12 protein-coding genes are annotated in these 13,666 nt (G+C 65.7%); 7 read left to right on the forward strand and 5 right to left on the reverse strand.

The features are described 5' to 3' along the window. Positions 1 to 33: 33 nt before the first annotated feature. From OU419_RS11640 to ydcS, 4 genes are all read right to left on the reverse strand, one after another. Positions 34 to 846 carry an ABC transporter permease gene (locus OU419_RS11640; RefSeq protein ID WP_254473222.1) on the reverse strand — a complete coding sequence of 271 codons (813 nt, stop codon included), beginning with the start codon at positions 844 to 846 and terminating at the stop codon, positions 34 to 36. Then, a complete protein-coding gene (locus OU419_RS11645) occupies positions 836 to 1,687 on the reverse strand; it encodes an ABC transporter permease (RefSeq protein ID WP_254473502.1) in 852 nt (283 codons plus the stop codon). The genes OU419_RS11640 and OU419_RS11645 overlap by 11 nt, the downstream gene beginning before the upstream one ends. Before the next feature lie 47 nt (positions 1,688 to 1,734). After that, complete coding sequence (locus OU419_RS11650) at positions 1,735 to 2,754, reverse strand: ABC transporter ATP-binding protein (protein ID WP_254473220.1); 1,020 nt, start codon at positions 2,752 to 2,754, stop codon at positions 1,735 to 1,737. A gap of 157 nt (positions 2,755 to 2,911) precedes the next feature. Then, entirely contained in the window at positions 2,912 to 4,069 is a 1,158-nt protein-coding gene (ydcS, locus tag OU419_RS11655) for a putative ABC transporter substrate-binding protein YdcS (protein WP_254473218.1), read from the reverse strand. Between the two features lie 326 nt (positions 4,070 to 4,395). On the opposite strand from ydcS, the gene OU419_RS11660 reads away from it, so the two are divergent. From OU419_RS11660 to OU419_RS11680, 5 genes are all read left to right on the forward strand, one after another. Continuing rightward, positions 4,396 to 5,805: a circularly permuted type 2 ATP-grasp protein gene (locus OU419_RS11660; protein WP_254473216.1), complete on the forward strand. Its 1,410-nt coding sequence runs from the start codon at positions 4,396 to 4,398 to the stop codon at positions 5,803 to 5,805. A gap of 68 nt (positions 5,806 to 5,873) precedes the next feature. After that, positions 5,874 to 6,047, forward strand: a complete 174-nt coding sequence (locus OU419_RS11665) for a hypothetical protein (protein WP_254473214.1) — start codon at positions 5,874 to 5,876, stop codon at positions 6,045 to 6,047. Between the two features lie 14 nt (positions 6,048 to 6,061). Next, the gene (locus OU419_RS11670; protein ID WP_254473212.1) at positions 6,062 to 7,012 is read left to right on the forward strand and encodes an alpha-E domain-containing protein; all 951 of its coding nucleotides are present in this window, start codon (positions 6,062 to 6,064) and stop codon (positions 7,010 to 7,012) included. Continuing rightward, complete coding sequence (locus OU419_RS11675) at positions 7,009 to 7,818, forward strand: transglutaminase family protein (RefSeq protein WP_254473211.1); 810 nt, start codon at positions 7,009 to 7,011, stop codon at positions 7,816 to 7,818. The genes OU419_RS11670 and OU419_RS11675 overlap by 4 nt, the downstream gene beginning before the upstream one ends. 79 nt (positions 7,819 to 7,897) lie before the next feature. Then, on the forward strand, positions 7,898 to 8,632 hold the full coding sequence (locus OU419_RS11680; protein WP_254473209.1) for a proteasome-type protease: 735 nt from the start codon (positions 7,898 to 7,900) through the stop codon (positions 8,630 to 8,632). Between the two features lie 122 nt (positions 8,633 to 8,754). Here OU419_RS11680 and OU419_RS11685 read toward each other — a convergent pair whose 3' ends face one another. Continuing rightward, positions 8,755 to 9,558 (reverse strand): c-type cytochrome, encoded by an 804-nt coding sequence (locus OU419_RS11685; protein ID WP_254473207.1) that lies wholly within the window; start codon positions 9,556 to 9,558, stop codon positions 8,755 to 8,757. A 664-nt stretch (positions 9,559 to 10,222) separates the two neighbouring features. On the opposite strand from OU419_RS11685, the gene OU419_RS11690 reads away from it, so the two are divergent. After that, complete coding sequence (locus tag OU419_RS11690) at positions 10,223 to 11,428, forward strand: acetyl-CoA C-acetyltransferase (protein ID WP_254473205.1); 1,206 nt, start codon at positions 10,223 to 10,225, stop codon at positions 11,426 to 11,428. Positions 11,429 to 11,445: 17 nt separating this feature from the next. Continuing rightward, positions 11,446 to 13,590, forward strand: coding sequence for a 3-hydroxyacyl-CoA dehydrogenase NAD-binding domain-containing protein (locus OU419_RS11695; RefSeq protein WP_254473203.1), 2,145 nt, complete (start codon positions 11,446 to 11,448; stop codon positions 13,588 to 13,590). Positions 13,591 to 13,666 lie beyond the last annotated feature (76 nt).

Here is a 13,666-nt window from a genome sequence, read left to right on the forward strand (position 1 = left end):
CCTCCGTGCAGGTGCGGTTGGTGGGCGCGCGGGTTACTTGCCGCTCCCGGCCACGTCGCTGGTGCCCCGCGTCAGGTAGTAGGCGCCGAGGATCGGCAGCATGGTGGCGAGCATCACCAGCATGGCGACCACGTTGGTCACCGGGACATCGCGCGGGCGGCTCAACTGGTTGAGCAGCCACAGCGGCAGGGTGCGTTCGTGGCCGGCGGTGAAGGTGGTGACGATGATTTCGTCGAACGACAGTGCGAATGCCAGCATGCCGCCGGCCAGCAGTGCCGTGGCGATGTTCGGCAGGATGATGTAGCGGAAGGTCTGCCAGCCGTCGGCGCCCAGGTCCATCGAGGCTTCGATCAGGCTGAACGAGGTGCGGCGCAAGCGCGCGATGACGTTGTTGTAGACGATCACTACGCAGAAGGTCGCGTGGCCGACCACGATGGTCAGGAAGCCGGGATCGATACCCAGCGTCTTGAACGCCGAGAGCAGCGCGATGCCGGTGATGATGCCGGGCAGGGCGATGGGCAGGATCAGCATCAGCGAGATGCTTTCCTTGCCGAAGAAGTCGCGGCGGTACAGCGCGCCGGCGGCGAGGGTGCCGAGGAACATGGCGATCAGCGTGGCGATGCAGGCGATTTTCACCGACAGCCAGATGGCCTCGAGCACGTCGCTGCGCTGGGCGGCGATGCTGAACCATTTCAGGGTGAAGCCTTGCAGCGGGAAGCTGTAGGCCGACTCTTCGGTGTTGAAGGCGTAGAGCAGGATCACCAGGATAGGGAAGTGCAGGAACACCAGCCCGCCCCACGCGGCCAGGCGCAGGAACCAGGACGGGCGGTTGTCGTCAGAGCGCATCGAAGGCCCCCAGCCGCTTGGCGATGGACAGGTACACGGCGATCAGCACGATGGGCACCAGGGTGAACGCCGCCGCCAGCGGCATATTGCCCACCGCGCCCTGCTGGACGTAGACCATCGTGCCGATGAACAACCCGCTGGGGCCGATCAGTTGCGGGATGATGAAGTCGCCCAGGGTCAGGCTGAAGGTGAAGATAGAGCCGGCCACCACGCCGGGGAAGGCCAGCGGCAGGATCACCTGGAAGAAGGTCTGCCGCGGGTGCGCGCCGAGGTCGGCGGAGGCTTGCAGCAGCGAGGGTGGCAGGCGTTCCAGGGCAGCCTGGATCGGCAGGATCATGAATGGCAGCCAGACGTAGGTGAACACCCAGAAACGCCCCAGGTGTGAGGTCGACAGGGTGTTGCCGCCCACGCCCGGCACCTCCAGCAGCAGGTCCAGCAGGCCGAGCAGGTGCAGGCGTTCGATCACCCAGTAGAGGATGCCGCCCTTGGCCAGGATCACCGTCCAGGCATACGCCTTGACGATGTAGCTGGCCCACATCGGCAGCATCACCGCGATGTAGAAGAAGGCTTTCTCCTTCGGCCCCGCGTAGCGCGCCATGTAGTAGGCGATGGGGAAGGCGAGGATGGCGCTGGCCACCGATACGGCGATGGCCATGCCGAAGGTGCGCAGGACGATATCGTAGTTGGCCGGGTTGAACAGCGCCCTGTAGTTGGCCAGGGTCAGCTCCGGCGTCACCGTCATGGTGAAGTCGTCGAAGGTGTAGAAGCTCTGCCAGAGCAGGGCGAACAGCGAGCCGATGTAGATCACCCCGAACCACAGCAACGGCGGGATCAGCAGCATCAACAGGTACAGCGTGCTGCGCCGGTAGAGGAAGCTTGAGATCGCCCTCACGCTGCCGGCTCCTCCAGAAGCGGCACCAGCGCGCTGCGTGCCCAGCAAGCCGTAACCGCATCGCCCGGCCTGGGGCGCTGCTCCTCCCGCTCGCCGTTGGGCAGTGCCGCAACCAGCCTTACGCCGTTCTCCAGTTCGATCTCGTAGCGGCTGCTGGCGCCCATGTACTGCACGTCGAACAGCGTGCCGCTGACTTCCAGCTCTCCCTCTCCGGCATGGCCGAAGCGCACGTGCTCGGGGCGCAGCGAGTGCGGGCGGGCCTCGCCGAGCAGGCGCTGGGCGAGGTCGCCACGCAGCACGTTGGCGGTGCCGACGAACTCGGCGACGAAGCGCGTGGCGGGCTTCATGTAGAGGTTGCGCGGGGTATCGACCTGCTCGATGCGCCCCTTGTTGAACACCGCCACGCGGTCGGACATGGATAGCGCTTCGCCCTGGTCATGGGTGACGAAGATGAAGGTGATGCCCAACTGCCGCTGCAGTTTCTTCAGTTCCACCTGCATCTGCTCGCGCAGTTTCAGGTCCAGCGCGCCGAGGGGTTCGTCCAGCAGCAGAACGCGAGGGCGATTCACCAAGGCGCGGGCCAGTGCCACGCGCTGGCGCTGGCCGCCGGAGAGCTGCGCCGGCTTGCGCTTGCCGTAGCCGGTGAGGGCGACCATGCCGAGGGCTTCTTCGGCGCGGTGATAGCGTTCGCTCCTGGCGACGCCTTTCACCTTCAGCCCGTAGGCCACGTTGTCCAGCACGTTCATGTGGGGGAACAGCGCGTAGTCCTGAAACACGGTGTTCACGTCGCGCTCGTAGGGCGGCAGCCCGCCGGCTTCGTGGCCGTGGATGCGGATAGAACCCGAGGTTGGCTGTTCGAAACCGGCGATCAGGCGCAGGCAGGTGGTCTTGCCCGAGCCGGATGGGCCGAGCATGGAGAAGAACTCGCCGTCACGGATCTCGATGGACACTCGGTCGACGGCGCGCACGTCGCCGTAGTGGCGGCTCACCTCGGTGAACTGGACGGCTGTGGTCATGCTGCTGGCTACCTGCGTGGCGGGGCCGCATCAGAAAAGGTAGCGCATGGGGGCGGTGGCGCCTGGTGCGCGTCCACGGCGCGCCGTTGAATCCATCGGCGTCGTGCGCAGGAGCACGGTGCTGGCTCCTGCGCAGGCGGCTGGCACGGATGTCGCGTCAGCGTCCGCCCATGATCGCGATGTAGTCCTGCGTCCATCGGCTGTAGGGCACGCACTGTCCCTGGTCGCACTTGGCCTGCGGGGTTTTCCAGAAGGCGATGCGGTCGAACTGGTCATAGCCGTTGGTGGCGCAGCCCTGGGGGCCGAGCAACTGGCTGCCGCTGCAGCCGGCGGGCGAGGCGGGGACCGAGCCGAACCAGGCGGCGACGTCGCCCTGGACCTTGGGTTCCAGCGACCAGTTCAGCCACTTGTAGGCGCAGGTCGGGTGCTTGGCGTCGACGTGCATCATGGTGGTGTCGGCCCAGCCGGTAACGCCTTCCACCGGGATGGTCGATTCGATCGGCTGCTTCTCGCCGAGCAGCGCGTTGACCTGGTAGGGCCACGAGCCGGAGGCGGCCACGCCTTCGTTCTTGAAGTCGCTCATCTGCACCGTCGCATCATGCCAGTAGCGGTGGATCAGCCTCTGCTGCTCGCGCAGCAGCTTCAGCGTGGCGGCGTACTGTTCCTCGTTGAGCTCGTAGGGGTCCTGGATGCCCAGCGCGGGCTGGGTGGTCTTCAGGTACAGCGCGGCGTCGGCGATGTAGATCGGCCCGTCGTAGGCCTGTACGCGGCCCTTGTTGCTCTTGCCGTCGGGAAGTTTCTGCTCGGTGAACACCACGCTCCAACTGAGCGGAGCCTTGGGGAATACCTTGGTGTTGTACATCAGCACGTTCGGCCCCCACTGGTACGGCGTGCCGTAGTGCGCGCCGTCCACCGTGTGCCACGGCGCGTCCTGCAAGCGCTTGTCGACGTTCTTCCAGTTGGGGATCAGCGAGACGTTGATCGGCTGCACGCGCTTGCCGTAGACCAGCCGCAGCGAGGCGTCGCCGGAGGCGGTGACCAGATCGTAGCCGCCCTTGGCCATGAGGCTGACCATTTCGTCCGAGGTGGCGGCGGTCTTCACGTTGACCTTGCACCCGGTGTCCTTCTCGAACTGGGTCACCCAGTCGTAATTCTTGTCGCTTTCGCCGCGTTCGATGTAGCCGGGCCAGGCGATGATATCGAGGGCGCCTTCGGGTTGGCCCAGTTGCTTGAGCGCCTCGGCGGCCTGGAGAGAGGCGCTGCATAGCAGGCTGACGCTGGCGAAGGCCAGCGCCGCGAATTTCATTGATGACATGGGACGACTCCTGTTGTTCTAGGTTCTTGGAGCCTCTGCGGCCGAACCGCGCCGAAAGTTGGCACCCAGTTGACAGCAGCGCGCCCAACTCCGAAGGGCACGCTCTTGCAGCGTAGTTCTGGCCCCAGTGGCTGACAAGAACGCCTCCCGGCGCCTTACGGCCCCAAACGGGGCGTGCTGCGGGAGCGAGCCTTGCGTTGCGCACCAATCGGGTGCGCGGTCTTTCGTGGCGTATCGCAAGCCATTGAAAAATGAGGGAACAGGCCCCTGGCACGGGGCTTGCCACGACTTCTTTGCCGAGCACGAGCGGCCGCAAGGAGTTCAGGATGGCACGGGTTTTCTATGATGAGATGCACGACGCCACCGGCGTCTGCCGACCCCATTACAGCGGCTTTGCCCGCTGGCTGGCGGACATGCCCGCGGAGCAGTTGCAACAGCGCCGCCGAGAGGCCGACCTGCTGTTCTACCGCGCAGGCATCACCTTTACCCTGTACGGCGATGATCAGGGCACCGAGCGCCTGATTCCCTTCGACACCATCCCGCGCAGCATTCCCGCCAGCGAGTGGAAGATCATCGAGGCCGGGTGCATCCAGCGGGTGCAGGCGCTCAACCTGTTCCTCGCCGATCTCTACCACGACCAGCTCATCCTCAAGGAAGGCCTGATCCCGCCCGAGCAGGTGCTGGCCAACGACCAGTACCAACTGGCGATGCAGGGGCTGGACGTGCCCGGCAATGTCTACGCGCATATCGCCGGCGTCGACCTGGTGCGAGATGGCAACGGCGCGTACTACGTGCTGGAGGACAACCTGCGAACCCCCAGCGGCGTCTCCTACATGCTGGAGAACCGCAAGATGATGATGCGCCTGTTCCCCGAGCTGTTCGGCGGCCAGCGCGTGGCGCCCATCGATCACTATCCGAACCTGCTGCTCGACACTCTGCGCCAGGCCAGCGAGGTGGAGCAGCCCAACGTCGTGGTGCTCACGCCGGGGCGCTTCAACAGCGCGTACTTCGAGCACGCCTTCCTGGCCCGCGAGATGGGCGTGGAGCTGGTGGAGGGCGCCGACCTGTTCGTCCGCGACGAGCGCGTCTACATGCGCACCACCGCCGGGCCGCAGCAGGTCGATGTGATCTATCGGCGGATCGACGACGACTTCCTCGACCCGCTGGCCTTCAACCCCGACTCCATGCTCGGTGTGCCCGGCCTGCTGGCGGCATACCGCGCCGGCAGCGTGGTGCTGGCCAATGCCATCGGCACCGGCGTGGCCGATGACAAGTCGGTGTATCCCTATGTGCCGGAAATGATCCGCTTCTACCTGGACGAGGAGCCCATCCTGCACAACGTGCCGACCTGGCAGTGCCGCCGGCCGCAGGACCTGTCCCATGTACTGGCGCACCTGCCGGAACTGGTGGTCAAGGAAGCCCAGGGCTCCGGCGGTTACGGCATGCTGGTGGGGCCGGCGGCGACCACCGCGGAGATCGAGGCCTTTCGCGCCCGCCTGATCGCGCGGCCGGAAGCCTACATCGCGCAGCCGACCCTGAGCCTGTCCACCTGCCCGATCTTCGTCGACAGCGGCATCGCCCCGCGTCATATCGACCTGCGCCCCTTTGTGCTGTCCGCGCCGGAGAACACCCGCCTCGTGCCGGGCGGGCTGACACGTGTGGCGCTGCGCGAAGGTTCGCTGGTCGTGAACTCGTCCCAGGGCGGCGGCACCAAGGACACCTGGGTAGTGGAGTAAGCGATGCGCCCTCACCGTCACCCGCTGCGCCCCGAAAGACGCAAGGCAAGGAGGAGAAGGAGGTTGCGATGAATGCCGATGAAACAGGGGTTTTGCCAGCTCGCGCGGGTACAGCCCTGCGGGTTGGCGCTGTGAGCCTGCCATGTGTCGTCGCGGAACCGGATGAGGGCGCGGCCATCACCGGTGTCCCGCGTCTGGTCTGGCAGGTCCCCATTACCAACGTGGTTCGCCATCAACTGTAAGGATGCACCGCACCATGCTCAGCAGAACCGCTTCCGACCTCTACTGGATGTCCCGTTACCTGGAGCGTGCCGAGAATCTCGCGCGGATGCTCGACGTCAGCTATTCGCTATCGCTGATGCCACAGGATGGCCGCGGCGATGGCCTCGAAGAACTGGCCATGCCGCTGCTCATCACCGGTACGCTGGATGCCTACCTGGCACGCCACGGCGAACTGCACGCCGAACGCCTGCTCAACTTCTTCGCCCTCGACGCGCAGAACCCGGCGAGTATCTATTGCTGCCTTGGCACCGCCCGTGCCTGCGCGCATGCGGTACGCGGCCGGATCACCACCGACATGTGGGAAAACATCAACGCCACCTGGCTGGAAATGCGCGACATCGCCAGCCAGGGCCTGCTGCGCTACGGCATCAGCCACTTCTGCGAATGGGTGAAGGACCGCTCGCACCTGTTCCGTGGCGCCACCTTCGGCACCAGCATGCGTAACGACGCGTTCCACTTCATCCGCCTGGGTACCTACATCGAGCGGGCCGACAATACCCTGCGCCTGCTCGACGCGCGCAACCGGGTGCTGGGCGAGCGCAGCGAAGGGCCCGCAGACGGCTCCGCGCGCGGCTACTACCAATGGAGCGCGCTGCTGCGGGCGCTGTCTGCGTTCGAGGGCTACACCGAGCTTTACCGCGACGCCCTCAACGCGCGGAACATCGCCGAGCTGCTGTTGCTCCGCGAGGACGTGCCGCGCTCGTTGCTGGCCTGCGCCGAGGAACTGCGCCAGATCCTCGCCAGCTTGCCCGGCGCCAATGGCCGCCCGGCACAGCGCCTGGCTTCCGAACTGGAGGCACGGGTGCGCTACACCGGCATCGACGAAGTGCTCGATGCCGGCCTGCATGACTGGATCACCGACCACATCGCGCGGGTCCGCCAGCTCGCCAACGCCATTCACAGCTCGTACCTGGAGGCTGCATGAAACTCTCCATTCGCCATGACACCACTTACCGTTACGAAGACCAGGTGCGCGCCAGCATCCAGTACCTGCGCCTCACCCCGCAGGAAAGCGAACGTCAGCACGTGCTCGACTGGCAACTGCGGCTGCCGCGTCCGGCACATCCGCAGCGCGACGCCTACGGCAATATCCTCCACGTGCTGACCCTGGACGAACCCCACGAAGCCATTGCCATCGCTGCCCACGGCCATGTGGAAATCGATGTGGAGAGCGAGCGCGAGCATGATCATCTCTCGCCGCTGCCGTTCCTGCGCAGCACCCGCTTGACCCAGGCCGATGGTGCGTTACAGGAGTTCGCCCGCGCGCAGTGCGCCGAGCGGCGCGACCGCAAGGCCATGATCCGCCTGATGCAGGCGCTGAACGAGCGCATTGCCTACGTGCCCGGCTCGACCCAGGTGGACAGCACCGCCGCCGAAGCCTTTGCCGCGGGGCAGGGCGTCTGTCAGGACCATGCCCATGCTTTCCTGGCCTGCCTGCGTTATCTGGGGGTGCCGGCGCGCTATGTCTCCGGTTACCTCTACACCGATATCGAGGAGCACCTGGCCAGCCACGCCTGGGCCGAGGCCTGGCTGGATGACGCCTGGTACAGCTTCGACGTGACCAACGTGCTGGAGCGTCCCGAACGGCACCTGAAGCTGGCGGTGGGCCTGGACTACCTGGATGCCTGCCCGGTACGCGGCATGCGCCGTGGCGGCGGCGGGGAACAGATGCACGCCCGTGTCACCGTGGCGCCGGGGCATCTGCAACAGGCGCAGCAGGCCCAGCAGTGAGCGATGCGCAAGGCGCGCATGGTGCAAGCGCTGGCGCCGGCATAAGATCGGTGCCAGCTTCCGCCGCTTCGAGAACCCTATGACCTACTGCGTCGCCATGAACCTGGCCCAGGGCCTGGTCTTCGTCTCCGACTCGCGCACCAATGCCGGGGTCGACAACATCGCCACCTTTCGCAAGCTGCATATCTTCGGCACGCCGGGCGAACGCCTGGTAGTGGTACAGAGCGCCGGCAACCTGGCCACCTCGCAGTCGGTGATCAGTCTGCTGCGGCACCGCATGGGCAGCGAGGAAGCCAATCTCGGTGCGGTGGAGAATCTCTTCGAAGCCGCTCGCCTGGTGGGCGGGACGTTGCAGGAGGTGGTGGAGCACGACGTCGGCAATGGCCAGGGGCAGGGCGTGGACCTGGGCTGCTCGTTCCTGGTAGGCGGGCAGATCGGCCAGGAGATCCCACGGCTGTTCAACATCTACCCGCAGGGCAATTTCATCGAATCCACCCGCGATACGCCGTATTTCCAGATCGGCGAGAGCAAGTACGGCAAGCCGATCATCGACCGCGCCATGAGCTATGCGACTCCGCTGGAGCAGGCGTTGCGCTGCGCGCTGATCAGCTTCGACTCGACCATCCGCAGCAATCTCTCGGTGGGCATGCCGCTGGACCTGCTGGTGTACCGCGCCGGCAGCCTGGAGGTGCCGGCAGGCTTCCGCGTGCAGGAAGGCGATGCGTACTTCGAGGGCATACGCAACCAGTGGGGCACGGGTTTGCGCCAGCTATTGAGCGAACTGCCGGCACCGCCGGGGGACTACTGGTACTGAACGCCGGCCCTTGGAGGCGGTGCTTTCCGCCGGACTCTTGCCGTCGGCCGGCCACAGGATGGGGCGCAGCACGGCAGAGGGGAGCGTTCCGCTCTACGCCAGCCTGCGAAAGCGACAGGCTTTCACCCGCCAGCCTTCACCTTGCGACCCGCCATGTGCTTCAGGTAGGCGACGATCTGGTCCAGCTCCCCGTCGCTGATCACATCCGCAGCGAACCCCTTCATCCGCGCTTCCGGCCAGTGCCGCAGGCTCTGCGGGTCGCGGATGTATTGCTTGAGGTAGCCGGCGGTGAAGTATTCGGTCGGGTTGTGCGGGATGTTCAGGTCCGGGCCGAACTGCGAATCGCCGGCTCCGTTCAGGCGGTGGCAGGCCAGGCAGTTCTTCTGGAACTGGGCGAAGCCGTCCTGCACCTGGCGCGGTGCGTTGCCTGCGGGCAGCAGCGCCGGGAAGCGCTCGGCCAACGGCTTGAGGTAGCGGATGCTGGCGACCTGGAACGGCCACTGTTCGGGGCCGATGCCGGCGGCCTTTGGATCGCTCCAGACCAGGTAGAACGGGCCCGCCGACGGTTTACCGTCGCCCAGCTTCGGCCAGGGCTTGCCGGATTCCTCGATGGCCAGCCAGGCGCGCGAGCCTTCGGTTGCCAGCAGCGGCGCAGCCGGCAGCTCGGCGGCGAAGCCATCCAGCGCCACCGCTTGCAGGTGATCGGCCGGCTTCACGCCGTCGAGCAATGCCGCCAACGGCAGCGCGCGGTAGCGCATGGTGCGGTTGTAGGAGACATCGGCAGGGATTTCGATGTCGCGCACCTGCGGGTTGGCCAGCAGTTCTTCACTGGTCAGACTGCGTGTGCCGGCCGGCAGTTCGAGAGTGAGCGTGGCGGCGAAAGCCGCGGGGCAGAGCAGGAGCAACATCAGCAGCGACGCGCGCATGGTCGGTTCCAGTCAGCGGGATGGCGGCGGAACCATAGCAGAACGCGGGACGCTCGGTGATGGCTCCCGCGCTGCGTTGACCGTGGCTCGCGGATGGCGGCACGCGGTGCGCAGCGGCGGGATTCCGGGTATTGGCCCTAGCCTACCAGACGACTGAGATTGGGGATGATCAGCACCACCGTGGTGGCGAAGACGATCAGGCTTGCCTGACGCCATTTTCTCGATTGTTGGTCCATCATGGCCTTCCGCCTTTTTTGTTGTTGGCACGGCTCTGGTCCGCACTCACGGCCTGTCGGCTGTGGAGCCCGTGCGTTGGCTTCCGACCGCCCCGGCAAAACCCGGCGGCGGCACTCTTCGCAGTATCTGCCAATTGGAGTCTAAGCCTAGTGCGGCGCGGGCTTAGACTATCTGGAAACAAATCCCGCAGCTCCAGGCATATTCCATCTATATGACCGCGGCGTGACAGCTCTGGCGTGCGAATCGACCGTTTGTCCGGCTGCTCGGGCAGGTGCGTTCCAGAGCTTTCGCGCAGCCTGCCGCCGGTCGGTGGTTGAGCGTGGCGGTCAATTGCGCTGAGCGCTGCGGTCATTGCCCGTGGCGGCGACGTCGCTAAGGTAGACCGACACGCCACGCCTGCGTGACGACAATTCCAAGAGAGAACGCCATGACCGAAGCATTCATTTACGACGCGGTGCGTACGCCCCGCGGCAAGGGCAAGAAGGACGGCGCGCTGTACAGCGTGAAGCCTGTGAACCTGATGGCCGGCGTGCTGCGTGCGCTGCAGCAGCGCAACCAGCTCGATACCGCGCAGGTCGACGATATCGTTCTGGGCTGCGTGACCCCGGTGGGTGACCAGGGCTCGGACATCGCCAAGACTGCCGCACTGGTGGCGGATTGGGACGAGCAGGTGGCGGGCGTGCAGATCAACCGCTTCTGCGCTTCGGGCCTGGAAGCGGTCAACCTGGGCGCGATGAAGGTGCGTTCGGGCTTCGAGGACCTGGTGGTGGTCGGCGGCGTGGAGTCCATGTCCCGCGTGCCGATGGGGTCCGATGGTGGCGCCTGGGCGCTGGACCCGGAAACCAACCTGCATACCAGCTTCGTCCCGCAGGGTATTGGCGCCGACCTGATCGCCACCCTGGAGGGTTTCAGCCGCGCCGATGTCGACGCTTTCGCCCTGCGCTCCCAGCAGAAGGCGGCCAAGGCCCGCGCCGAAGGGCTGTTCGCCAGGTCGTTGGTGCCGGTGACCGACCAGAACGGCATCGTCCTGCTCGACCATGACGAGTTCATTCGCGCCGAGTCGACCCTCGAGGGTCTTGGCGCGCTCAAGCCCAGCTTCGAAATGATGGGACAGATGGGCTTCGACGCCACCGCCCTGCGCAAGTACAGCCATGTCGAGCGCATCGAACACGTGCACACGCCGGGCAACAGCTCCGGCATCGTCGACGGCGCTACCGCGATGCTTATCGGCTCCGAGGCCAAGGGCCGCGAGCTGGGCCTGAAGCCCCGCGCGCGGATCGTCGCCACGGCGGTGACCAGCACCGACCCGACCATCATGCTTACCGGCCCTGCGCCGGCTACCCGCAAGGCGCTGGCCAAGGCCGGGCTGAAGGCCGAGGACATTGACCTCTACGAGGTGAACGAAGCCTTCGCCTCGGTGGTGATGAAGTTCATGAAGGACATGGGCGTGCCGGAGAGCAAGGTCAACGTGAACGGCGGCTCCATCGCGATGGGGCACCCGCTGGGCGCTACCGGCTGCATGATCCTCGGCACCCTGCTCGACGAGCTGGAGCGGCGCAATCTGCGCTACGGCCTGGCCACTCTCTGCGTGGGTGGCGGCATGGGTATCGCGACGATTATCGAAAGGGTTTGAGGCCGGAGAACAAAAAAATGACCGACGCCATCCGTTATGAGAAGGGCCAGGACAACATCGTCGTCCTGACCATGGATATGCCCGGCCAGAGCGCCAACACCATGAACGGTGACTATCGCGAGGCGATGGCCGCCACTGTGGCGCGCCTGGAGGCCGAGAAGGATTCGATCGCCGGCGTGGTGATCACCTCTGCGAAGAAGACTTTCTTCGCTGGCGGCGATCTCAACGAGCTGATCAAGGTAAGCAAGGCCGACGCCCAGGCGTTCTATGAAGGCATCCTGGTCATCAAGGGCCAGTTGCGCCGTCTTGAGACCCTCGGCAAGCCCGTTGTCGCTGCCATCAACGGCGCAGCCCTGGGCGGCGGCTGGGAAATCTGCCTGGCTTGCCACCACCGCATCGCCCTGGACGAAAGCCACGTCCAGCTCGGCCTGCCGGAAGTCACCCTGGGCCTGCTGCCCGGCGGCGGCGGCGTGGTGCGCATGGTGCGCCTGCTCGGCCTGGAAAAGGCCCTGCCGTACCTGGCCGAAGGCAAGAAGGTACGCCCGGATCAGGCGCTCAAGGCCGGCCTGGTGCACCAATTGGCATCCAGCCGTGAAGAAATGTTGGCCAAGGCCCGCGAGTGGATCCTCGCCAACCCGGCCGCCAAGCAGCCGTGGGACATCGCCGGCTACAAGATCCCCGGCGGCACGCCTTCGAGTCCCAACGTGGCGCAGATGCTGGCTATCGCGCCGTCGGTGCTGCGCGACAAGACCAAGGGCTGCTTCCCGGCACCGGAGAAGATCATGTGTGCCGCCGTCGAAGGTGCGCAGGTGGATTTCGACACCGCGCAACTGATCGAGGCGCGCTATTTCACCGAGCTGACCACCGGCCAGGTGGCGAAGAACATGATCGGTACCTTCTGGTTCCAGCTCAACGAGATCAACGCCGGCAAGTCCCGCCCGCAGGGCATCGCTGCGCAGCAGACGAAGAAGGTCGGAGTGATCGGCGCCGGCATGATGGGCGCGGGTATCGCCTACGTTTCGGCGGCCGCCGGCATCGAGGTGGTGCTCAAGGACGTCTCCATCGAGGCGGCCCAGAAGGGCAAGGCATATTCCGCTGGCCTGCTGGAGAAGAAAGTCGGCAGGGGCCAGATGAGCGCCGACAAGCGCGATGCCTTCCTCGCGCGGATCAAACCGACCGCCAGCGATGCGGAATTCGAGGGCTGCGACCTGATCATCGAAGCCGTGTTCGAGGACCGCGGCCTGAAGGCCAAGGTCAGCGCCGCCGCCGAAGCTGTCGCTCTGCCGGATGCGGTGATCGCTTCCAACACCTCGACCCTGCCGATCACCGGCCTGGCACAGGCAGTGGAGCAGCCGCAGAAGTTCATCGGCCTGCACTTCTTCAGCCCGGTGGACAAGATGCCACTGGTGGAGATCATCCGCGGCGAGAAGACCGACGACGCTACCCTGGCCCGCGCCTTCGACTACGTCCTGCAGATCAAGAAGACCCCGATCGTCGTGCACGACAGCCGTGGTTTCTTCACCTCCCGTGTGTTCGGCACCTTCACCAATGAAGGGCTGGCCATGCTCGGCGAGGGCGTTTCGGCGGCGATGATCGAGAGCCAGGCGCGCCAGGCCGGCATGCCGGTGGGGCCGCTGGCAATCAGCGACGAGGTGTCGATGAGCCTGATGACCCATATCCGCGAACAGACCCGCAAGGATCTGGAGGCCGAAGGCAAGCAGATGCCCTGCCACCCGGCTTTCGCCGTGGTGGACCTGATGGTCAGCGAGTACAAGCGTCCGGGCAAGGCCGCCGGCGCCGGGTTCTATGACTATCCCGCCAACGGCAAGAAGCACCTGTGGCCGGAGCTCAAGCAGCGCTTCGAGAAGGCTGATGCGCAGATACCCGCCGAGGACGTGCGCGACCGTATCCTCTTCATCCAGGCCATCGAGACGGTGCGCTGCGTGGAGGAGGGCGTGCTGACCTCAACCGCCGACGCCAACATCGGCTCGATCTTCGGAATCGGTTTCGCAGCCTGGAGCGGCGGTGCGCTGCAGTTCATCAACCAGTACGGCCTGAAGGACTTCATCGCACGCTCCCAGTACTTGGCCGAGCAGTACGGCGAGCGCTTCCTGCCGCCAGCGCTGCTGCTGGAGAAGGCTTCCCGTGGGGAGACCTTCTGAGTCACCTTCGCTGACTGAAGAAACCGGCCTGCGTGGCCGGTTTTTTCTTGCCCGCGCTAACCGTAGGATGACAGCT

The sequence above is a fragment of the Pseudomonas triclosanedens genome (assembly GCF_026686735.1).
GTDB lineage: Bacteria > Pseudomonadota > Gammaproteobacteria > Pseudomonadales > Pseudomonadaceae > Pseudomonas > Pseudomonas triclosanedens.